The organism is Peribacillus butanolivorans (genome assembly GCF_001273755.1).
GTDB lineage: Bacteria > Bacillota > Bacilli > Bacillales > DSM-1321 > Peribacillus > Peribacillus butanolivorans.
On sequence record NZ_LGYA01000001.1, the window covers coordinates 1,438,513 to 1,462,053 of the forward strand.

The following is a 23,541-nucleotide window of genomic DNA, read 5'->3' on the forward strand; positions in this document are numbered from 1 at the left end:
GGAAAGGTTTTGAAGGAATGGCTGGATATACTCCGATGATTCAACAATATTTAAAAATTAAGGCAGAGTATCAAGATGCCTTTTTATTTTTTCGTTTAGGCGATTTTTATGAAATGTTTTTTGATGACGCGCTGAATGCGTCACAGGAGCTCGAAATAACATTAACGAGCCGAGAAGGTGGAAGTGAAGACCGAATTCCAATGTGCGGGATTCCGTATCATTCGGCGGCTAATTATATTGATATATTGATAGAAAAAGGATTTAAAGTAGCGATTTGTGAACAGACAGAAGATCCTAAGCAAGCCAAAGGGGTAGTACGCAGGGAAGTTGTTCAGCTGATTACGCCGGGAACGAAAATGGATAGCAAGGGTCTTCGTGAAAAAGAAAACAATTACATTGCGACGATCACTCATTTTTCTAATGACCAGTTTGGTTTTGGATACAACGATTTATCGACAGGTGAAAATAAGGTCACTTTGATTGAGAACTTTGATGAGGTACTGAATGAATTTGCCATCCTTGGTGCGAGCGAAGTTGTTATTGCTGCTGATTTTAATGAAGAATGGAAAAAGAAACTTCAGGAACGGGGCGCTGCCGCTTTATCATTAGAGGACAATTTGGAACATAGTGAGTCGTTCGTTCCTTTACTGCATCTATTAAAGGACGAAAAGCAGATGACAACGACCTCTCGTTTATTGAATTATTTATATCGTACCCAAAAACGAAGTCTTGATCATTTGCAGCAGGTTCTTGCATATGAGACGTCACACTATATGAAAATTGATTATTATAGCAAACGAAATTTGGAATTGACCGAAACCATCCGTTCCAAAGGTAAAAAAGGATCATTATTATGGCTTCTTGATGAAACGAAAACAGCAATGGGTGGACGTATGCTTAAGCAGTGGATTGACAGACCACTCATTAATAAAAAACAAATTGAGCGGAGACAAAGTCTTGTTGAAACACTGAAAAGTCAATACTTCGAACGTCAAGACCTCCGTGAGCGTCTGAAGGAAGTGTACGATTTGGAGCGGCTTGCTGGACGAGTCGCCTTTGGGAATGTTAACGCGCGAGACTTGATCCAGTTGAAACGTTCGTTGCAACAGGTGCCTGTCATCCGTGAAATTGTAAAGTCAATGGCCTCTAATCAGGATATTTCTGTTCTTGCCGATAAATTGGATCCATGTGAAGAAGTGACAGATTTGCTCGAAACTGCGCTTGTTGAAAACCCGCCGTTGTCCGTTAAGGAAGGGAATATTATTCGAGATGGTTTCCACACGGAGCTGGATACATACCGAGATGCCAGTAGGAACGGAAAAACTTGGATTGCTCAGCTTGAACGAGAGGAACGGGAACGCACAGGGATTAGGTCATTGAAAATCGGTTATAACCGTGTGTTCGGTTATTATATTGAAGTCACCCGGGCTAATCTGCATCTGCTTGAAGAGGGGCGCTATGAACGGAAGCAGACTTTAACGAATGCTGAACGTTATATCACACCTGAATTAAAAGAAAAAGAAGCGTTAATTTTACAAGCCGAGGAAAAAAGCATCGGTTTAGAATATGACTTATTCCTCAATCTTCGCGAAGAGATAAAAAGCTATATCCCGCGTTTACAAGATCTAGCGAAAGGCGTCAGTGAGCTAGACGTTCTACAGTGCTTTGCGACTATTAGCGAAGAGCGTCATTATGTGAAGCCGGTCTTTTCAGAGAATCGAAGAATTGTTTTGAAGGAAGGACGACATCCTGTAGTCGAAAAAGTGCTTCAATCACAGGAGTATGTCCCAAATGACTGCTTTATGGATAGCGATCGAGAACTACTCTTAATTACAGGTCCGAATATGTCCGGGAAAAGTACGTATATGCGTCAGATTGCGCTAACATCTATTCTGGCACAGATTGGCTGTTTCGTATCAGCAACTACAGCTGAATTACCTATTTTTGATAAAGTGTTTACTAGGATTGGAGCGGCCGATGATCTGATTTCCGGCCAGAGTACGTTTATGGTCGAGATGCTCGAAGCAAGAAATGCGATCACTAATGCGACTGAAAACAGTCTGATTTTATTTGATGAAATTGGACGTGGGACCTCCACTTACGATGGTATGGCACTTGCTCAGGCCATCATAGAATATATTCATGAAGAAATTGGAGCAAAGACACTCTTTTCAACACACTATCATGAATTGACTGTACTCGCATCGGAGCTACCTAAATTGAAAAATATCCATGTTAGTGCAATTGAGCAAAATGGAAATGTTGTCTTCCTTCATAAAATAAAAGAAGGACCAGCAGATAAAAGTTATGGAATTCATGTGGCTAAGCTTGCTGATTTGCCGAAACAGTTAATTGACCGTGCAGCAGCTATTTTAGCACAGCTAGAAAATGAAAATGGCCAAGCAAAGGAATTGCCTGCACAGCCAGCCGTTGTTTCAAAAGAACCAATTACTGAAACTGCTCCTAAAGCGGAGGTCAATGAGGCACAGCTATCCTTTTTCAGAGAAGAGGCTCCTAAAGAAAAAATAAGTTCTTCTCCTAAGGAAAAAAAGGTGCTCGATGACATTAAATCGCTTGATATTCTGGAAATGACACCGCTCGATGCGATGAATATTCTTTATAAATTGCAAAAGAAACTAAAATGAACTATTGAAGTGAGGCGATGAAATTGGGAAAAATCATACAGCTTGACGAGGCTTTATCGAATAAAATCGCAGCTGGCGAAGTTGTAGAACGCCCTGCCTCAGTCGTGAAGGAACTTGTGGAAAATGCCATTGATGCTAACAGTACCATCATAGAGATTGAATTAGTGGAGGCTGGACTTGGCTCTATCCGAATTGTAGACAATGGAGATGGGATCTTAGCTGATGATATTGAGGCAGCTTTTAAACGTCATGCTACAAGTAAAATAAAAGATGAGAATGACCTATTCCGGATTAGGACGCTTGGATTCAGAGGCGAAGCTATGCCGAGTATCGCTTCAGTTTCTCGTTTCGAACTGAAAAGCTGCACCGGTGAAGGAGTAGGAACACGTATACTTCTTGAAGGGGGCATGGTTAAGGAACTCGAAGCTTCTTCCAGTCGGAAAGGTACGGATATCATGGTTTCCGACTTGTTTTATAATACACCTGCCCGGTTGAAATATATGAAAACAATTCATACCGAACTCGGTAATATTACGGATGTCGCTAACCGGCTGGCACTTTCCCACCCGGATGTTTCGATACGTTTATCACACAATGATAAGCGTATCCTGCATACGAATGGTAATGGGGATGTGCGGCAAGTACTAGCAGCAATCTACGGTATGAATATCGCTAAAAAGATGATTCCAATTCAGGCAAGTTCATTGGACTTCACTCTATCTGGATATATCGTTATGCCCGAGGTCACTCGTGCCTCACGAAATTATATATCAACGATGATAAACGGTCGGTTTATAAAAAACTATGCACTTGTGAAAGCAATCTTGGATGGGTATCATACGCTTCTTCCTATTGGCCGTTTCCCGATTGCATTATTAAATATTGAAATGGATCCAATTTTGGTCGATGTCAACGTTCATCCATCTAAAATGGAGGTAAGGCTTAGTAAGGAACAGGAATTGTACAGTCTTGTGTCAGAAACAATTAAATCTGCGTTCAAAAAACTGTCTTTAATTCCAAGTGGATATACACCCTCACCAAAGCTGGAACAGGTAAAAAGTGAGCAAACTACGCTAGATTTAGATCATGTCGTGGAAAGCGGGAAGCGGGTCCTTGAAGAAGCAAAGAAAGAAGCCTCACTCCTGAAGAATACCTTGATTCGAGAAAATCAGGAACAGAAGAACTATCAAGATCCTGTTGAAGAAATCGTGAATATCGAACCAATAGAGGAATTAGTTTACAGTAGTGACGAACAGCAGCAAATGGCAGACACGTATATCCCGGTCATTCCGGAAGACGAAAGAAGACCATATTTCGAATCCGCAAAAGGGTATACAACATATACAGTCGAACAAGAGGAAGAGATCGAAATCGATGAATCGGCAAGCCGCATCCCGCCCATGTACCCTATCGGGCAAATGCATGGTACGTATATTTTCGCTCAAAACGAAAATGGCCTGTATATCATCGACCAGCACGCTGCCCAGGAACGGATAAAATACGAATATTTTAAAGAAAAAGTCGGACGTGTCGAAAACGAGCTACAGGATATGCTGGTTCCCATCACACTTGAGTTCTCGACCGACCAATGTATCCGAATCAATGAATACCAGCATGAACTGGAAAAAGTCGGCGTCTATTTAGAGGAGTTCGGCTATAATGCCTATATAGTTCGGTCACACCCTCAGTGGTTTCCAAAAGGTATTGAACAGGAAATCCTTGAAGAAATGATTGAACAATTATTATCAATGAAAAAAGTCGACATCAAAAAACTCCGCGAAGAAGCGGCGATCATGATGAGTTGTAAAGCCTCTATAAAGGCAAACCGTCATCTGCGGAATGACGAAATTCAAGCACTATTAGATGAACTAAGACAAACAACAGACCCATTCACTTGCCCACACGGAAGACCTATCATCATCTCATATTCGATTTATGAGATGGAGAAGATGTTCAAGCGGGTCATGTAATTATAAACGCTGGAGAACCCTTTATTTACAAGGATCTCTAGCGTTATTTTGGTGAAATGACCACTAAATGACCACATTTATTGCTCAAGGCTCTTTTTCCCTAATGCTTTTGAAAAGTTATCTGCTGAAGAGTCCTGTATATTCTGAGTAACATGACTATATTTATCTAAGGCTATAGAAACATTTGAATGTCCTAATCTTTCTGATACCACTTTAGAATTTTCTCCAATCTCCAACATTATAGTTGCATGTGTATGTCGTAAATCATGAAATCGAATCCTATTCATTCCTGCAAGCTTACTATCATAAAGAAACTGCTTGTGTATCGTATTGGGATTGACTGGTTCCCCACCAAAAGCAGAAACGACAAAGTGATCCTCTATTAACTTCAACCCCACTTTTAAAAGTTGTTCTTGTTTCTTTACTTTGTAAGATTGTAATTCTCCAATCATCTCATTAGTAATAGAAATATTTCTTTTTCCGCTATGTGTTTTAGGTGATTGTAAAACTAGACCTTGACCTGAAATATAGTATAGGGAGTGCTGCACAAAAATTCTCTTTTTGTTAAAATCTATATCCTTCCATTTTATCAATGGAATACATGTGGTGGTGTTCCTATGCAGCTAAGGATGGAAGACCAAAACAAGTTTCCAATTTGGGTAAGTGTATTTGGAAATTAAAAAATGCTGTATATGGCAATATTTTTTTGTATGTAAAATTAGCCGAAAATATAAAAAAATATGTATATTTTTCGACTTATAAAAATGTTCAATTTGGTACTAAAGTGCCAGTTCACCGTTCGCTAAACAAAGACATCATCTCAACTTGTTCTATATCACTCTTTTATTACGATATCTTGCTTTGAAAAAGCGTACTCCAATCAAATAATTTTTTAATTCTGTGTACTAACAACTGTACTTGAACTTAGGCTCTGTCTGAATATAAAAGGCATTTCTTACTTGTGCACTCCAATTTGCAAAGGCTGATCTCCATTCAGGAGTGTTAAAGAATTGATCTACAGTTTGAGTTTCAGAATGCCAAACTATAAATAGGTTGAGTGGGGCAATTCCTCCTGCCCAAATTCCATTATTTGCGTCAGTATCTTCTTCCCTTACTAATAATAAGGGTAGACCAAATTGAAAAGCCATTGAAGGTTCTACTTGTGAATAAACTGATCCTTCCCAGAACGGAGTGGATGGTGGAAGGGGTCCCTCATTGACGCCAACTGTCTTAATTTGAAAACGACGGAGGTTTACTGCCAACATTCCATAGCTTGATGAAACTAACCGACGAATATCGGTTAAAATGGCTTCGGGATAACTTTCGCTTAAAGGTAGTGTACGTGGAAAAAGCAAAGCATTCTCAATCTCAAAAATTAGACGGTTTAGAAACTGTCGTTGGTTATCATTTAAATGAGTTGTCGTACTTAAAAATATGGGAATACGATAAGCACGGTCAATACACTCTTGGTGTGCCGATGATGAATATACTTCTTCCTTTAAAGGTTCATTTTTAGAATTGCTTGAGGAATCTGTACCTTTATTATCTTTATCTTTATGTTTATCTTTATCTTTATCTTTATTTTTATCACTACCCACTTTTCTCATCTCCTTTTTTAATTAATATATGGGAAAGGATTAAGTATTGATTGGACATAACAATCTGACTTCTATCCCTTTTTTTGATAAGGACTTTAAAGAACAAAAACTAATAATTTATGCCTAAATTTGATTTTTTTGTTTTAAACCTACAGACTGATTAGTATTTGTACTATCAAATCAGGGTGACGATGGAAAAGGAGGATTATAAGATTTTCCGATTAAACCAGCAGGAATCTATTTTGGATTAAATAAAAATCGATCCTAGGTTAAAAACGTAAGGTCAATATTTGACGAAGATATAAAGATTACAAGGGTTAGTATGCAAAATGATGCATATTTTAACCTTGAATCTTATGAATGGAAACAAAAAGGGAAAACATTAAGCTTTGTACAAAAAGATTGAGCTTCTGATACATCTATGTTTTATATAACTTACAGGTGCGTTAGTTCCATAGGATGCAATAATGAAGACCACAATAAGTGGTAAAGCCCTTCTCTTAATTGAGAGGGGCTTATTTATTTTCATCTCTGAACATTAAATGATATTAGTCCAAAGTAAAGGGCCCTAAATCAGGGACATTTGTAGGACTTATTCTGCTAAAGCACCTCTTAGTTGAACAACGATTCATTGTAGATAAGTTACTTATTTTATTTAAATTTTTTATCAATTATTTTAGTTCTTTGATGAAGAACTAAATAACTTACTAAGGCCCCTACTGTATTAAGTATATTGAATATGTTGTGAGAAATATCTCATTGAATCAATTTGAATTTGTCATACAAAGCTTGTAATTTTTATAACCTTAGAAAGAAGTTAATTATGATCAGAAAGGAGCGGAAATATGCTTCTCTCTAAATTTGTAGATGAACTTCCTATCCCACCTATTTTAAAAGCTCGATGGAAAGATCAATTTCATACTTATTATGAAGTGAATATGACAGAATTTAAACAATCACTCCATAGTGAGTTAAATGATACAACTGTATGGGGCTATGAAGGCAGCTATCCAGGACCTACAATTGAAGTAGAGAGCGGAGAAAAAGTGTTTATCAAATGGATCAACAATCTTCCAGAAAAACATCTATTGCCGGTAGACTATACGGTACATGGTGCCCATTTGGATGTACCGGAAGTACGAACGGTAGTACATGTTCATGGCGCTAGTGTTGAACCGGAAAGTGATGGCTACCCGGAGGCTTGGTTTACAAAAGGATTCAAACAAGTGGGTCCATATTTTAGAAAGCAAATATATCAATATGATAATAACATGCGGGCTTGCAACCTCTGGTATCATGATCATTCACTTGGTATCACAAGACTCAATGTATATTCTGGATTGTCAGGATTTTACTTTGTAAGAGAGCAACGGGAAAGTTTGTTAAATTTACCAGCTGGTCAATACGAAATCCCTCTTATGATTCAAGACAAAACCTTTAATTATGATGGTTCTCTTTATTACCCAAGAAAGCCAGAAAAACCAGTTGTGGAATTAGAAACATCGATAGTTCCTGAATTTTTTGGGAATACAATCCTAGTGAATGGCAAAGTATGGCCCTATTTAAAAGTGGAACCACGTAAATATCGATTTAGGCTGCTTAATGCATCTAACACCCGTTTCTATAGGTTCAAGCTTGATTCGGGACAACTTATTTATCAAATCGGAACGGATGGAGGATTAATGGAATATCCAATAGGAGTCAAAGAAATCATATTGGCACCTGCAGAAAGAGCAGATGTCATCATTGATTTTACCAATCTTGAGGAAAAGAATATTATCGTGAAAAATGACGCCCCCGCACCTTTTCCAGATGGGGATCCTGCAAATGCAGTAGGTATAGTGATGGAATTTAGAGTCTCTCTTCCTCTTACAAGTATTGATACCAGTGTTATTCCGTCGTATATGGAGCCTTTTCCAAAGATAATTGAACAGTCAGCTTCAAAGGAGAGATACTTAACTTTAAATGATAATATGGATCAGTACGGACGGGAATTCATGTTATTAGATAATAAACCGTGGGATGCCCCTATTACAGAAAATCCAAAATTGGGATCAACCGAAATATGGTATTTAATTAACTTAACTACAGATACACACCCTATTCATCTTCACTTAATTGATTTTCAAATAGTAGACCGGAGAGATTTCGATGTAGAAAAGTATAATAAGGAGAGAATTATCCATTATACGGGCCCCGCGTTGCCACCCGAACCACAAGAACGAGGAGGGAAGGATACAGTAAGAGCTAATCCTAAACAAGTAACTCGAATTATCATGAAGTTTGGTCCCTATACAGGATTGTATGTTTGGCACTGTCATATATTGGAGCACGAGGATTATGAGATGATGAGACCATATATTGTTATCCGATAATAGACTGTATCCTGTCAATCCTCAATGCACGCTAGGGTATATTTTAATACAGAGCATGCGATTTTTTTGAATGTATTCAAGGAGATTGGAAGCGTAATATAAAATCTAGTGATAAAGTTACTTTTACTCATTTACTTAATTTATCAATCCTATGTACTCATGACTTTTCATTTCCGAATAGAAAATTTGTAGTCATTTTTGTGGTCATTCATATTATGGTGGTCACCCAATGTGTAAATAAGTATTATTAAATCCAGCACATACTTGGATACGATTATTCAATACTAGGATTTAACCTTTTCAAATTTCATATTCCGACTAGTTTCTTCTATAATATATGAGAATTAAAAAATTGATTCCTCTCTATAATTTAGTGGAGTGTAGCGAAAATATATGAAATCGACTTTTTAAAAGAGTCATGTAATTAATAGCAATGGAGAACCCTTTTTATATAGGGTTCTCCATTGTTTTTTGAATGAAAAAATCACTTAATAACACCTATTTATTTTTTAAAACCTGTCTTTTAAATTTTTTTAAAAATTATCAGATGATGAGTAAACTTTTAGTAAAAATAATACTGAGTATTAGGTGGAATTTGATAGTTATATGCAGGAGTTGTATACATTTGGTTTTCATAGTGATTTATATACTGCTGCGGATATTGATGTGTAACCCCTTCACTAGCTCTGTTGCAGTTAGCAGGTGGACCAATAAATGTTGCTGGTTTGACTGGTGCAATTGCTTTTTTCCATTGGTTTTCATCCATGCAATAGGTATGCGCCATAATATCCGGAGGTGTCAATTTCAAGATATCCGAACCAAGAATTACTTCGGGCGTTGGTGCATTAAAAATAGCAAGTAGATGTGTGTCATCAAGAGTCGCCACTTCATAATGCCACCAACCTTGTGGAACGTTGGCTACTTGACCAGGTGTAATAGGATAATTCTGTATTTGTTTTGTAAAAGGATTCAGTAATGAAACAGTTGCAGCTCCAGAAATACAGTAAACTAGTTCTGCAGCATTTTGGTGATAATGAGGTTCCACCACATTGTTGACGCTCAGGAAAATATCTAGTAAAGAGGTATTTTCAAGTGTGTTCAATTGTTTGACACCTAATATATTTATATAGTTTTGATTATCTTTTTTTACGAGGAGACTTTTATTTATATCAAAAGTGAATTGTGTTGATGGTGAAGTGTAGTCCATATATGAAACCCTAGTATATCATTCCTTTTAAAAATCGTAGTTTAATGCAGGATATGTATATATTCATTTTAATGTGCAAAAGCCTAGTTAAAAATAAATTGTTGTACAGTTTGTAACAAATGCAAATGGGAATCCGATGTAAGAGTAATATAATAATTAATTCACCTAAGGTGTTTACAAAATAAAAGCATAAAGATGGCATGGATAACTCAATTTTTACTTCAATTTAATACTATTAATTTAAATAATATAAAAAGTTCAGGCGTATAATTTCAAACGTCTGAACTTTGTTTAATTGGTTATATTAAATAGTAATGTTTAATTTTATTGTGCTAGAACTAGGAAGGTACTAGACCAGTTAGGATAAATTCCGGTTGAAATTGGATATATAGTCCATTTTTGTTCTGTGGTAAACAGCTCACAGAAAATCCAAAACATTAATCCGTATCATGGCCTGTTGACATATACTTTATTTTTGTTCGTCCCTGAGAAATAGATCTATAAACCTAAGCTGCTGTTGAAATTTATTGCGTCTCAAGTCTGAAAATCAATCGGAAAAAGAAACAGCAATTCAGTCTTACATTGCCTTCGATTAGAATTTTGTAGTGATTAGCCAGAGTTTGACGATATGGGTACCCATATTAGTTTTGTATTTAACGCTAGAAGATAGAAGGTATTAATTGAGCATTATTCTTCTATAATATTGAAATGAAATCAGCTTATCTGAATTTTCACTATAGTCTAATTTTAAATAAGCAGAATTTTCCCATTGCGTGTAATGAAATTACAGTGATATAATGTTTCCTATGATTTTAAAAGTTTAACATAGGAAGTGGCTAAATTGTCGAACAATTCAAAAGAAAGTAAATTCGTCCCGTACGTATCTGCATCTAAATCTCTACCAGAATTAACTGTAACAGCTATAATTCTAGGGATTATTCTTGCCGTCGTATTTGGGGCAGCAAATGCATACTTAGGCCTACTTATTGGATTAACTGTCTCTGCTTCAATACCCGCGGCGGTAATCTCCATGGCTATTTTAAGAGGGATTTTTCGTAGGGATTCAATTTTAGAGAACAATATTGTTCAAACGATGACCACAGCAGGTGAGGCCATTGGTGCCGGTGCTGTATTTACTATTCCAGCATTATTCATGTGGGATATCGAAGTGAGTCAAGCATTTATCATTTTCGTTGTATTAACGGGGGGATTCCTAGGAGTCTTTATGATGGTTCCACTTCGTCAACTTTTAATTGTGAGAGAACATGAAACATTACCTTATCCTGAAGGTACGGCATGTGCTGAAGTACTGAAGTCAGGTGAAAAAGGTGGTACAAGTGCCAAGTTAATCGGAGCCGGATTAGTAATCGGTGGAGTTGTTAAAGCGCTTGGTGATGGATTTAAGCTTTTCAAAACAGAAGTTGAAACAGGAATTTCGAATTTTAAAAATGCAGTAGTTGGTCTTGATGCCTTTCCTTCACTTTTGGGAGTAGGTTATATCATTGGACCACGTGTTGCTGGACAAATGCTAGGTGGAGGGTTATTAGCCTGGGTCGTTCTTATACCAGCAATTAGTTTCTTTGGAAGCACCAATACAACAGCTATTTTCCCTTCTGATGTACCAATCGGTGAATTGGACGCATGGGGAATATGGGATAACTATATCCGTTATATTGGAGCCGGTGCAGTTGCTACTGGTGGATTAATCACTTTAATTAAAACATTACCTATTCTTTTCAGTTCAGTTTTTGATACTCTTAAAGGCGTAAAAGCTAATAAAGGACAACTTAAATCTGGTTCTATACGTACTGAAAAAGACATACCAGCTAAATACGTTTGGTTGGGAACAATCATTGTTATTTTAATCATTGCTTTCACACCTATAACAGATGTAGGAATCATCGGTGCGATTGCAATTGCCATTTTTGGATTTTTATTCGTAACAGTGGCTTCAAGGGTTGTTGGAATCGTCGGAAGTTCTTCTTCCCCTGTTTCTGGAATGACTATAGCCACACTATTAATTGTAGCGATTGTTTATAAAGCTACTGGTTTTACAGGTACAACTGGAATGGTGGCCGCTTTAACCGTGGCTGCAATCATTTGTACAGCACTTGCTGTTTCAGGTGACGTTTCTCAAGATTTAAAAACAGGTTATATCGTAGGTGGAACGCCATGGAAACAACAAGTTGCTATGATGATTGGTGTTGTCGCTTCTGCTTCAGTGATTGGGTTTATCCTAGTTCTAATGGATAATGCCTATACAATGGGATCTGCAGAACTTCCTGCACCTAAAGCGGCACTTATGAAAATACTTGCTGAAGGTGTTCTTGGAGGAGACTTACCTTGGACCCTTATCTTTATCGGTGCGGCCATTGCCATCACTTTAGAGTTTTTCGGTCTAAATTCACTAGTTGTTGCAGTAGGTATTTACTTGCCAGTTCATACTAGTGCCCCAATTATGATTGGTGGATTTGTACGTTTCTTCGTTGAATACTTCGCGAAAACAAAAGAAGCACTAAAAGCACGAGTAGATAGAGGTACATTATTTGCATCTGGATTAATAGCAGGAGAATCATTAATTGGTGTGTTTATTGCAATATTGATTGCAGCAGGAGTTCAAGTTCCAGCTGCTGCGAAATTAGCAAGCAATCTGATTCCATTCTTACTATTCCTTGCTCTAGCTGGATTGCTCTGGTTCATATCTAGCAAAGGGAAAAAAGAAGATGCTTCGTAAACGCAAATCACAAAAGAGGAATCTGTTAACAATGGTTCCTCATTTGGAAAGGCGCGTCACTTTGGAACATGATTCTTCGGAAGCAACCTTTTTGATCATTCAACGGACCAATTTTGTGGAAAGAATAACGATTCGTTTTTTCAAACAGCCTTCAGTTCGCCGAATCAAGCTAGATAAATTTGGAGCATTTGCTATTCAACAAATGGAATTCCAAAGAAATGTTAATCAGATTTCTGAAGCTATGAGCGAACATTTTGGTGAGGAAGCAGAACCAGCCCTACCACGGTTAATGAAATTTTTGGAAATTCTTGAGGTTCATGATTGGATCATATGGGATGCAGATGAAGAGAAATGAAAAACAAGCTGAAGCATATTTTGATGCTTCAGCTTGTTTTTTGCTGTTTTGGAAAGTCTAGTATAGAGAAAACATATAGAATAATTATTCGAAATGATATCAAGATAGTCAGGAATTATATTTCATTATTTCAAGTTACACCTATTTAAAAAAATGAAAAAATGAACAATAAGTATAATTATTTGTAATCTGTTTATTGTAGGTGTATTCTAGACATGTTAGGCATAAATAAAAAAAAGTAAGAACGTTATATTCATGAAAAGCAGGTGGAGAATTATGGGGAGAGTACAAGGTAAAGTAGCGTTAGTGACGGGTGGAGCATCTGGTATTGGATTATCTATATCCACATTAATGGCTAAAGAAGGCGCAAAAGTCGTGATAGCTGATTTTAATGAAGCAGGAGCTAAGGAAGCGGCAGAAAGCATTAAAAAACAAGGTGGAGAAGCTACCGGAGTATTTTTAGATGCTGGACAGGCGGATTCGATTAAGGCTGCTGTTGACTTTACAATAGAACAATACGGAACTATTACAGTACTAGTTAATAATGTTGGCTTAACTAACTTACATAAAGATCTTGATGTCGTGAATTTAGATTTGGATGAATGGGATCGACTTATGGATGTAAACTTGAAAAGTGTACTATTAGGAAGCAGATTTGCTATTCCACACATGATTAAAGCAGGTGGAGGTTCCATTATCAATACTGCATCAATGGCTGGGTTTGCGGGCGATGCCGTACGATCAGCTTATGGCGCGTCAAAAGCAGGTGTTGTGAACCTGACTCGTTATATCGCTGCACAATATGGTAAAGATCATATTCGTTGCAATGGAGTGGCACCAGGCCTTATTTTAACTCCTGCAGCAAAGGATAATATTCCTCCAGCTGTACTCGAGATATTTGCCAAGTATAATGCATTGCCATACCACGGTGAAGCGGATGATATCGGATATACCGTGGTATTCCTTGCATCTGATGAGTCAAAATTCATTACAGGACAGACGATCCAGGTGGAAGGCGGCCACTATATGGCCAATCCAAGTATCTCCGATTTCAATGAATTTGTAGCAAAAGCACAGTCGAAATAACGATAGAGTAGATATTCATATAATAAACTTTACCCCGAATAAGCACTTTCATCATTCGGGGTTTTTAACATTAGCTAGAAGGCATCTTATGAAAATAATAATGAAAAAATACAATCCTCTACATAAACCAGGGCTTACGATTAAATTAGTTTTTTTATATAATAATCCATGAAAAATCACTATTACATTTAAGCAGGTGTGTATAAATGAAAGAAACATATTATGATGAATTGCTAAACATCAAAACAGTAGGAGAACAAAAGGAATTTAATAAGTCTTTGCATTATCATCGTTATGAGCCAACGCCATATAGCGCACTAGAACAATTATTCAAGAAGTATCAATTAAAAAGTAGTGATCGCATTGTGGATTTTGGTTGTGGTAAAGGGCGATTGAATTTCTTTATTCATTACTTATTTCAAGCTTCTGTTGTTGGAGTAGAAATGAATAGAACTTTCTATATAGAAGCTATTGAAAACCGAAATAGGTATATGAAAAAAACGAATAAAAACAAAGATAATATAGAATTTCATTGTTGTTTGGCAGAAAATTACGAGATTGATTTGCGAGACAATCGTTTTTATTTCTTTAATCCGTTTTCCGTGCAAATTTTCATGAAAATCATTAATAATATATTGCTTTCATTCGAAAAGGAACCACGGGAAATCGAATTGGTTTTATTTTATGGATCAAAAGATTATATCTTTTTCTTAGAAAATCAAACCGCTTTTGAAATGAAAGAAGAAGTAATGTTACCAGATTTATCTGAGCATAATCCTTATGAGAAATTTGTCATATATCAATTGTTATAGTAAACAAAACTCTTTTTGGAAGGTAAACTATTCATAAAAAAGTTTCAAATCGAAATGTATATTTTGCATTGAAGGAAAGGTAGTTTCTCCTTAATTATCCAAACTCCAAAAAAACTTGTGAAATTTATCTATTTATTACTATTTTTGTAGAAAGTTCACTTAATTGTGATATTTTATATCTAGGACAGAAATCTGTTACTTTACCAGTAAAAGTGCACTTCATTGATATGAGGATGTAAACAGCGGTGATCCTGCTGGTAGCTAACCGCAGATTCTTTCTGTCACTGGTAGATAATCATTTGCGGTTTATTTTGTAAAGGGGATGATGGAGAAATGAGAAAAACAAAGAATCGGTGGCTGATTGCTGCCTCCGCAGTTGGGATTCACCTGTCGATTGGTTCTGTGTATGCTTGGAGCGTATTTACGAAACCACTCGCAAGTGAATTCGGATGGGATTTGACTGATATTAGCTTAACATTTAGTATTGCAATTTTGTTTCTTGGCCTATCCGCGGCATTTCTTGGACATTTTGTTGAAAAGTATGGTCCTAGAAAAGCTGGTATACTCTCAGCCGTTTTTTTTGGCTTAGGTATTTCGGGTGCTGGTGTAGCGATCAACATGGAATCATTGCCTTTACTTTATATTGCATATGGAGTTTTCGGTGGAATCGGACTTGGCGTAGGGTATATCGCCCCTGTATCGACCTTAGTGAAGTGGTTTCCAGATCGTAGGGGGCTAGCGACTGGTCTAGCGATTATGGGCTTTGGATTTGCTGCACTGATTAACTCACCAATCATTCAAAGTTTGATTGGTTCTATTGGAATTGCTAATACCTTTTTTACTCTTGGAACCGCTTACTTTATTATAATGATAGCTTCATCTCTTTACTTGGAGCCCCCGGAGAAAGACTGGCTACCTGATGGGTATAAAGAAAAAATTAAAATGGGAAAAGTGAAGCCATTGCAGGATCTTTCGCAACTAACGGCAAACGAGGCAGTAAAGACAACACGTTTTTATTATCTCTGGCTCATGCTGTTTATTAATATTACCTGTGGGATTGCTATCATTTCAGCAGCATCTCCACTTGCTCAGGAAAGTATTGGATTGAGTGCCGTTGCAGCAGCTGCCCTAGTGGGGGTTCTTGGTGCTTTTAATGGCCTTGGACGTATAGGTTGGGCATCTGTGTCAGATTTCATTGGTCGCCCGAATACGTATACCGTATTTTTTTCCATACAAGTCATCGCATTCCCACTCTTGACATTTACGGATAATCCAGTTGTTTTTCAAATTTTATTAGCAATTATTTATACCTGCTATGGGGGAGGGTTTGCTTCGATTCCAGCGTATATCGGTGATTTGTTCGGAACAAAGCAGTTAGGTGCTATTCATGGGTATATTTTAACGGCATGGGCAGCAGCAGGTCTTGTTGGACCGATGTTCGCTTCATGGATTAGAGAAACAACAGGTAGCTATTCCCAAAGCTTAATCGTTTTCACAGGTTTTTTCGCGGTTGCTTTGATCATCTCTATATTGATTCGCTTGGATATAAAGCGCTTGAAAAATATCAAGACTACCGATATTAAACAAATCGGTGTTTGATAATATCCTGACAAGTCTATTAATTGAATGTATACATCTCCGAAGGATTGAGAAATCATAAATAAGTATGAATTGGAGTTCAGCAATAAACACCTTTTTATATTAAAGCTTTGTAGAATAATCTTGGTAAAGTCTATATTATTAGCCACAGCAATCTTTATAATGATTGCTGTGTTTTTGTATTTGAAAAACCATGATTAAATAAAATATTGAATTAACCTTTTTAAATGAATTAGAGAAAACTTCATATGGCACAATAAATATAGGGAACATTATATTCCTTAGATTTCCTTAGATTAAGAGAATTACATATAAAAAAACGAATTGCCTTATTGAAGCAAGTATCCGTCTTTTTTTAGTGTTTAAATATTTTAATAGTTTCGTTCAATAACAAAGTGTGCACGGTCGCCTCTAAAGAGGGTCTTAGAGAATTCAATAACCGATCCATCATTCTCATATGTGTATGTTTCTAATGAAAAACAGGGTGAACCATTAGGGACTTCTAACTTATCTGAAATGGAGTCATCGGCAAGGGAAAATTCTAAGTGTTCGACTGTTTTTTTTACTTTTAAACTAAACTGTGTTTCAAGAACATTAAAGAGTGATTTTTCACAGGCTTCAATATTCAGCCCAGGCGTTTTGTACCAAGGTAGATAGGCTATTTCATATTGAAGTGGGACATCGTTTACGTAACGCACACGCTCTAGCTTGTTGACAGGATCACCTACGTTTTGCTTGAAAAGATTGGCTAGGGTAGCGTTTGCTTCAATAACCTTTAAGCTTATGACCTTTGTAGAGGGGTTTTTCCCTTGCATCGTGACTTGCTCAGAGAACTTTTCAACCGTGCTTGTAAGAAATTGCTTCACTTTATTTTCCGAAACGAAAGTCCCTTTGCCTTGAACACGATAGATATAGCCTTCGACAGTCAATTGCTGTAAAGCAGTGCGAACTGTTGTCCTGCTTACTCCGTATATTTTACAAAACTCCGCTTCAGTTGGTAATTTTGTATTCGTTTGATATTCGCCGTTTTTTATTAGATCGATAATTGATTCCTTAACTATGGAATGCAATGCCGCTTCTTTATTCATGGTTTCCAAAGTGATTCCTCCTAAACTCTTTCCAATATATACATTAAGATTATCTCGGATAAGTTCAATAATCAACATTAAATAATAAATTTGTAGTAACAAATAAAAATTTGTGTTGATATTTTGTATATTTGTAACTACAATATAAATACAGAGGCAATAATACCCAGTTTAGTAATTATCTTTTAAGGAGAGTGATATGAAAAAGACAAATCATTGGTTAAGCAAAAAATATGTGATTTCATTTATTGTAAAAATACAGAATAATCAATTATTAAAAAGGGGGGTAATTTCAATGAATATCTTATTATGTTGTTCAGCCGGAATGTCTACAAGTTTGCTAGTTACCAAGATGGAAGACAGTGCAAAGAAACAAGGAGTAGATTGTAAAATATGGGCTGTTGGCTCTGCAGAAGTGAACAACGAAATGGATAAGGCTGATGTCATTTTATTAGGTCCACAGGTTCGATATCTTCTTTCTAAGTTACAGGAAGCAGGAAAAGAAAAGGGAATTCCAGTCGCAACCATCAATCCAATGTTCTATGGTCTATGTAATGGTGAAGAAGTACTAAAACAAGCCACTACTTTAATAAAAGGAGAATAAGGATATGATGACTTTTATTGATAAGTATATTATGCCTGGAGCTGTAAGGGTAGGGAATAACCGTCATTTACTTGCAATTCGTGATACGTTGATTGGAATGATAGCGATTACAATGATCGGGTCGTTTGCTGTCCTGTTTAATAACCTTGGGCAAGTCATCAAGCCTTATGGAAGATTGATGGAGGCCATTTTCGGCCCTGCATGGAATACGCTTGGCAGTGATATTTGGTTTGGAACCTTTGCGTTTATGACGGTATTCGCTGTGTTCGGTATTTCTTATAAACTAGCAAGATCGTACGGGGATGACGGTTTTGAAGCAATGTTGGTTTCTGCAGCCTGTTTTTTCTTATTATTGCCTCAAATCGGCAATGTCACTTTAACCATCGATGATAAGGATGTTACAGGCGGAGCGTGGGGATTCGTCAGCGTAAATTATTTTAATGCAACAGCCTTATTTACAGGAATAGTCGTTGCCCTTTTAGCAACAGAGATATTTGTTAGACTTTCAAGAGTAAAATATTTAGTCATTAAATTACCTGATGGAGTACCACCAGCAGTAGCTCGTTCATTTGCAAAGTTAGTGCCGGGAATGGCAACAATCTTTTTTGCTGGTGTGTTCGGACTACTTTTTCGTAAAGTTACAGATGGACAGGTATTAAATGACTGGCTTAGTAAAGTAATTGTATCCCCCTTACAAAGTGCTGTAGATTCACTGCCATTTGCCATTTTACTAGTATTTCTTGTTCATTTATTATGGATGATTGGTTTACACGGACCAAATATCCTTGGTGGAATTACAACACCGCTTTTTGAAAGTTCGGGAGTGAAAAATATTGATTTATACGCACAAGGTGTCAAAGATATGGACCAATACGGAGTACTGGCAGGTTCTTTCCTAGATGCATTTGTTTATTTAGGTGGATCTGGAGCAACATTGGGTCTGATCATTGCAATGATCATTGCCGGACGAAAACGTTATAAACAGATGATTGCACTTGGAGGGGCACCAGGGGTGTTCCAGATTAACGAACCCATTCTATTCGGATTGCCTATTGTTCTGAACCCAATGTGGTTCATACCATTTGTCCTCGGTCCAGTAATTACAACAGTTATTTCTTATATAGCAGTAAGTAGCGGAATGGTTTTTCCAATTGTCGCTAAGATACCTTGGGTTACACCACCGATTATTGGAGGATTTCTTGCTACAGGGGGACATATGTCGGGAGCGGTATTAGCTGCTATAAATTTAGTCATTTCAACAGTGATTTATTTACCATTCGTTTATGCCCAAGTGAAGATAGACACAAAAAATAAAACAGAGCTTACAAAAGATTCAGAAACGCTAAACGTTTAAGAAAGTAGTGATAAAAGTGGAAAAAGAAGAATTATACCAATTATCATTTCAACTGATTTTATATAGTGGAAATGCGAGAAGCTTCGCAATGGAAGCTATGCAAGAAGCGAAGAAAAAAGAATTTAATTCTGCTAGATTGAAAATCGCTGAGGCAGAAACAGAATTATTACAAGCCCATAAATTTCAAACTCAATTAATCCATGCAGAAGCAGGCGGAGACCAATTTGACCTTCCAATTCTCCTCGTGCATGCTCAGGATCATTTGATGACAGCCATGACGGTAAAGGATCTTGCGATAGAAATGATTGATCTGCGTGAAGAGTTTTTAAATGCAGATGCTGTGAAGGAGGGGACAGCAGAATGAGTAAGGGGTTAAAAATTGTCACAATTGGCGGTGGCTCGAGCTATACGCCGGAACTGATTGAAGGTTTCATTAAATACCATGAAGAGCTTCCTGTAAGCGAGATTTGGCTTGTGGATATCGAAGCGGGAAAGGAAAAGCTAGAAATTGTTGGGGACTTAGCAAGAAGGATGGTTGAAAAGGCTGGTGTAAAGATTGATGTTCATCTAACATTAGACAGAAAGAAAGCGCTTAAAGGAGCTGACTATGTAACAACTCAGCTACGTGTTGGTCAGCTCGCTGCTAGGGCTCTTGATGAAAAGATTCCACTGAAACACGGAGTTATTGGACAGGAGACGAACGGACCAGGTGGACTTTTCAAGGCATTTAGAACAATTCCTATTATTCTTGATATAGCTCGTGAGATGGAGGAAGTTTGTCCGGATGCATGGTTGATTAACTTCACAAACCCTGCTGGTATGGTAACGGAAGCTGTGTTACGTCACAGTAATATTACCAAAGTCATCGGACTTTGCAATGTACCGATTGGTATGGAGCGTGGAGTAGCGGATTTAATGAACGTGGAGCCCTCAAGAGTGCGGATCGACTTTGCTGGTTTGAACCATATGGTTTACGGCCTCGATGTATTCGTTGATGGGAAAAGTGTGAAAGATCAAATCATTAATCTGATAACAGATCCAGCTAAAGCCGTTACAATGAAGAATATTCACGCAATGGGCTGGGAGCCAGAATTCCTTAGAGCATTAAATTTGTTCCCTTGTCCATACCACAACTACTATTACAAAACAGGAGATGTGCTTGCTCAAGAGTTGAAGGATGCTGAAAAAGGAGAAACACGCGCTGAGGTGGTTCAAAAGCTTGAAGAAGGATTATTCGAGCTATACAAAGATAAGGGGCTGGCTATTAAGCCACCACAGCTTGAAGAGCGAGGAGGCGCTTACTACAGCGATGCAGCAGTGCGTTTAATTTGCTCAATGCATTCGGATAAGTGTGACATTCAAGCGGTAAATACTATCAACCATGGTGCAATTGAGGGAATTCCATATGGTTCGGCTATTGAAATTAGCTGTGTGATTACTAAGGATGGTCCGAAACCAATTAACGTAGGAGAGCTTCCAGTGGCGATTCGTGGTCTAATCCAGCAAATCAAGTCATTTGAAAGAGTGTCCATCGAAGCTGCAATCTCAGGTAACTATGATACTGCATTGCTTGCTATGACGATTAATCCTCTCGTTCCAAGTGATCGGGTTGCGAAACTTATTTTAGACGAAATGCTTGAGGCGCATAAAGATTTCTTACCACAGTTTTTTGAAAAAAAGGAATTGCAGGATAACCTATCATGATTGAAGTTCTTGTAAATGCAGATGATTTCGGGTTAACTAAATCAGTAAATTATGGAATTTTGGATAGCCACAAATATGGAATTGTCAATTCAACAACGATCATGATGAATGCAAAAGCAACGGAGCATGCGATTGAAATCGCAAAGAGGACGCCCTCGTTGAAAGTCGGTATACACTTGGTATTGACATGGGGGACACCTTTATTGAGCGACGTGCCGAGTTTAATTGACGATTCCGGACACTTCAAGAAACAAGGGGTGGTATATGGTGAACCAGCCGACATTTCTTTGCTTGAATTGGAAAGAGAATGGTCAGCTCAGATTGAAAGATTTTTAGAATTTGGTCTTTATCCGTCTCATTTAGACAGCCATCATCATGTACACGGGATTGAAAATTTTCTACCGGTTGTAAAAAATCTGACAGAGAAATATCAACTTCCTGTGCGTAATGCTGGAAAACATTTTGCTGGTGTCCAAACCGTTACAGATGTTTTTCTTGATGATTTTTATGGAGAAACGGTGGTTGAAGATTATTTTCAAAATCTCAAGGGTCGGGTAATCGATGGGCAAAGTGTGGAAATAATGACTCATCCTGCTTATATGGATGAAGATTTGATGCAAGTATCTTCCTATAATAGTAATCGCTTAAAGGAAACCAGGATTTTGACAAATGTAAGATTGCCAGAGGGTTTTATCCTTAGATTTGGCATCAACCAAGTTATTTAGTAGGTTCTTTTAGGGGCAAAGATTGTTTCTATATTTTATCGACTTTCAAAAAGGGACCATTCATCTCAAGGATGAATGGTCTCTTTATATCGTTAGATAATGTATGGAATTTCTCTAAATTGGGGGTTATTTTATGTAGGTATCTTCTATAAATAACGGTTCAGGATTTGTGAAGTAGGGGAGGAAAGCCAAGAGACTTGGGTTAATGAAGTTTTTGGTGTAGTTGCAGACGTGTCAATGAAAAATCCTTAATAATCTATATGAACTGGACCACGGGACTGAGAAAAAATATCTAGAATAGCTATTGTGAGTATGACCCTCGATCAAGCAATCAATTATTTTACTTCACGTTCCCCTTGTTCCAGTTCATGGAATACTCGATTTCCAAGCTTCCATTTAAAAAAATAATCATTTAAAATGGAAGCTTTCAATCATAGTGCAATATTACATTTCTTTAGTTCAACATTTCACTTAATAAGCAAGGCTGAACATTGCCTTAATATGAGACAGGTAACGAACATTACTTGCTTCTTTCATTAATGAAGCTGGTAGACCTTTAAGTGGAGTGTTATTAGCTCCAACTGTAGCAACAGCATCCTTACGACCAAGGCTAGCAAGTGTTCCTGAGTTTACAGGTGAAAATTCTTCTAGTTTTTTGCCTTCTAATGCTGCATATAGGTTGTAACCAACAAGTTCTCCCATTTGCCAAGCATTTTGTGCAGTTGGTGCGTATGGGCGGCCACCTTCTGGAGGGAAAGCAACAGCACTATCTCCTACAACAAATACGTCATTATGAGATTTAGATTGTAGATACTCATTTACAGTTGCTTTACCACGATCTACTTCAAGACCTGATTCACCAACGATAGGAAGAGCAGCAACGCCACCAGTCCAAACAAGCGTATTAGCAACGATAGTTTGTCCATCTTTCAAAGCAATTTCATTTCCTTTAACACCCGTAACAGGCAGACCTGTTAAGAATTCAACGCCACGTGCTTCTAAGCTTACCACTGCACGTTCAATTAAAGGATCGGGTAATACTGGAAGGATTTTTGGACCAGCTTCTACAAGCTTGATTTTCAAGTCTTTGAAGTCTACGCCAAATTGTTTAGCGATTTTAGGGAAATGATCAACGATTTCACCAACTAACTCAACGCCAGTTAATCCACCGCCGCCGATTACAATCGTTGCATCTGCTTCATTTTTTGTTTGTGCATATTCACGAATACGATCTTCGATATGTTTGTAAATTTTGTTAGCATCATTTACAGATTTTAGCACCATGCTATTTTCTTCAAGTCCTGGAATACCAAAGAATCCTGTTTGGCTACCTAAAGCTACAACAAGAGCATCGTATGATAAAGTAGAACCATTAGAAAGTTTTACTTCTTTTTTATCTACTGAGAAAGATTCCACTTTCGAAATGGTAAGATCGATATCTTTTCCTTTGAAAAGTTTCTCTAAAGGTATAGAAACAGCTGGTTCAGAAATTGATCCGCCTGCAAGACGGTGAAGTTCTGTGATGATTTGGTGTGTTGGGTATTGGTTCACCACTGTTACTTGGACTTCATCTTTATTAAAATATTCACGAACAGTTAATGCAGATAGCAATCCAGCATAGCCTGCACCTAAAATGACGATTTGTTTTGACATATTAATCCCCCGTCCTTACTAATTGAAAGTTT

At 37.4% G+C, this 23,541-nt stretch carries 18 protein-coding genes; 13 read left to right on the top strand and 5 right to left on the bottom strand.

Going from position 1 to position 23,541, the window contains the following annotated elements:
- Window positions 1-17 precede the first annotated feature (17 nt).
- Both mutS and mutL read left to right on the top strand, forming a co-directional pair.
- Window positions 18-2,645 carry a DNA mismatch repair protein MutS gene (gene mutS / locus AKG34_RS06880; RefSeq protein ID WP_053345403.1) on the top strand — a complete coding sequence of 876 codons (2,628 nt, stop codon included), beginning with the start codon at window positions 18-20 and terminating at the stop codon, window positions 2,643-2,645.
- A gap of 23 nt (window positions 2,646-2,668) precedes the next feature.
- A complete protein-coding gene (gene mutL / locus AKG34_RS06885) occupies window positions 2,669-4,615 on the top strand; it encodes a DNA mismatch repair endonuclease MutL (RefSeq protein WP_053345404.1) in 1,947 nt (648 codons plus the stop codon).
- Window positions 4,616-4,692: 77 nt separating this feature from the next.
- Here the strand turns inward: mutL and AKG34_RS06890 are convergent, their stop codons facing one another.
- Together AKG34_RS06890 and AKG34_RS06895 are read right to left on the bottom strand one after the other, a co-directional pair.
- Entirely contained in the window at window positions 4,693-5,208 is a 516-nt protein-coding gene (locus tag AKG34_RS06890; RefSeq protein ID WP_161804905.1) for a site-specific integrase, read from the bottom strand.
- Window positions 5,209-5,520: 312 nt separating this feature from the next.
- Complete coding sequence (locus AKG34_RS06895; RefSeq protein ID WP_053345406.1) at window positions 5,521-6,222, bottom strand: hypothetical protein; 702 nt, start codon at window positions 6,220-6,222, stop codon at window positions 5,521-5,523.
- Window positions 6,223-7,058: 836 nt separating this feature from the next.
- Between AKG34_RS06895 and AKG34_RS06900 the strand changes: the two genes are divergently transcribed.
- Entirely contained in the window at window positions 7,059-8,588 is a 1,530-nt protein-coding gene (locus AKG34_RS06900; protein WP_053345407.1) for a multicopper oxidase family protein, read from the top strand.
- A gap of 562 nt (window positions 8,589-9,150) precedes the next feature.
- Here the strand turns inward: AKG34_RS06900 and AKG34_RS06905 are convergent.
- Window positions 9,151-9,795, bottom strand: a complete 645-nt coding sequence (locus AKG34_RS06905) for a cupin domain-containing protein (protein WP_053345408.1) — start codon at window positions 9,793-9,795, stop codon at window positions 9,151-9,153.
- An 841-nt stretch (window positions 9,796-10,636) separates the two neighbouring features.
- Between AKG34_RS06905 and AKG34_RS06910 the strand changes: the two genes are divergently transcribed.
- From AKG34_RS06910 to AKG34_RS06930, 5 genes are all read left to right on the top strand, one after another.
- Complete coding sequence (locus AKG34_RS06910) at window positions 10,637-12,529, top strand: OPT family oligopeptide transporter (RefSeq protein WP_053345409.1); 1,893 nt, start codon at window positions 10,637-10,639, stop codon at window positions 12,527-12,529.
- Window positions 12,519-12,884 carry a PqqD family protein gene (locus AKG34_RS06915; protein ID WP_053345410.1) on the top strand — a complete coding sequence of 122 codons (366 nt, stop codon included), beginning with the start codon at window positions 12,519-12,521 and terminating at the stop codon, window positions 12,882-12,884. The genes AKG34_RS06910 and AKG34_RS06915 overlap by 11 nt, the downstream gene beginning before the upstream one ends.
- Window positions 12,885-13,160: 276 nt before the next feature.
- A complete protein-coding gene (locus tag AKG34_RS06920; protein ID WP_053345411.1) occupies window positions 13,161-13,970 on the top strand; it encodes an SDR family NAD(P)-dependent oxidoreductase in 810 nt (269 codons plus the stop codon).
- Between the two features lie 206 nt (window positions 13,971-14,176).
- Window positions 14,177-14,782, top strand: coding sequence for a methyltransferase (locus AKG34_RS06925; RefSeq protein ID WP_053345412.1), 606 nt, complete (start codon window positions 14,177-14,179; stop codon window positions 14,780-14,782).
- Window positions 14,783-15,115: 333 nt separating this feature from the next.
- Window positions 15,116-16,381 carry an L-lactate MFS transporter gene (locus tag AKG34_RS06930; RefSeq protein WP_053345413.1) on the top strand — a complete coding sequence of 422 codons (1,266 nt, stop codon included), beginning with the start codon at window positions 15,116-15,118 and terminating at the stop codon, window positions 16,379-16,381.
- A gap of 371 nt (window positions 16,382-16,752) precedes the next feature.
- On the opposite strand, the gene AKG34_RS06935 is transcribed toward AKG34_RS06930, so the two are convergent.
- The gene (locus AKG34_RS06935; RefSeq protein WP_053348019.1) at window positions 16,753-17,469 is read right to left on the bottom strand and encodes a GntR family transcriptional regulator; all 717 of its coding nucleotides are present in this window, start codon (window positions 17,467-17,469) and stop codon (window positions 16,753-16,755) included.
- A 295-nt stretch (window positions 17,470-17,764) separates the two neighbouring features.
- Between AKG34_RS06935 and AKG34_RS06940 the strand changes: the two genes are divergently transcribed.
- The 5 genes from AKG34_RS06940 to chbG are packed head-to-tail and all read left to right on the top strand — an operon-like array spanning window position 17,765 to window position 21,856.
- Window positions 17,765-18,073: a PTS sugar transporter subunit IIB gene (locus tag AKG34_RS06940; protein ID WP_053348020.1), complete on the top strand. Its 309-nt coding sequence runs from the start codon at window positions 17,765-17,767 to the stop codon at window positions 18,071-18,073.
- Between the two features lie 4 nt (window positions 18,074-18,077).
- Window positions 18,078-19,427: a PTS sugar transporter subunit IIC gene (locus AKG34_RS06945; RefSeq protein WP_053345414.1), complete on the top strand. Its 1,350-nt coding sequence runs from the start codon at window positions 18,078-18,080 to the stop codon at window positions 19,425-19,427.
- 16 nt (window positions 19,428-19,443) lie between these two features.
- The gene (locus AKG34_RS06950) at window positions 19,444-19,791 is read left to right on the top strand and encodes a PTS sugar transporter subunit IIA (protein WP_053345415.1); all 348 of its coding nucleotides are present in this window, start codon (window positions 19,444-19,446) and stop codon (window positions 19,789-19,791) included.
- Window positions 19,788-21,131, top strand: coding sequence for a 6-phospho-beta-glucosidase (locus AKG34_RS06955; protein ID WP_053345416.1), 1,344 nt, complete (start codon window positions 19,788-19,790; stop codon window positions 21,129-21,131). Before AKG34_RS06950 ends, AKG34_RS06955 begins: the two co-directional genes overlap by 4 nt.
- Window positions 21,128-21,856: a chitin disaccharide deacetylase gene (chbG, locus tag AKG34_RS06960; RefSeq protein WP_053345417.1), complete on the top strand. Its 729-nt coding sequence runs from the start codon at window positions 21,128-21,130 to the stop codon at window positions 21,854-21,856. Before AKG34_RS06955 ends, chbG begins: the two co-directional genes overlap by 4 nt.
- A 471-nt stretch (window positions 21,857-22,327) precedes the next feature.
- Here chbG and AKG34_RS06965 read toward each other — a convergent pair whose 3' ends face one another.
- Entirely contained in the window at window positions 22,328-23,509 is a 1,182-nt protein-coding gene (locus AKG34_RS06965; RefSeq protein ID WP_053345418.1) for an NAD(P)/FAD-dependent oxidoreductase, read from the bottom strand.
- Between the last annotated feature and the right edge of the window lie 32 nt (window positions 23,510-23,541).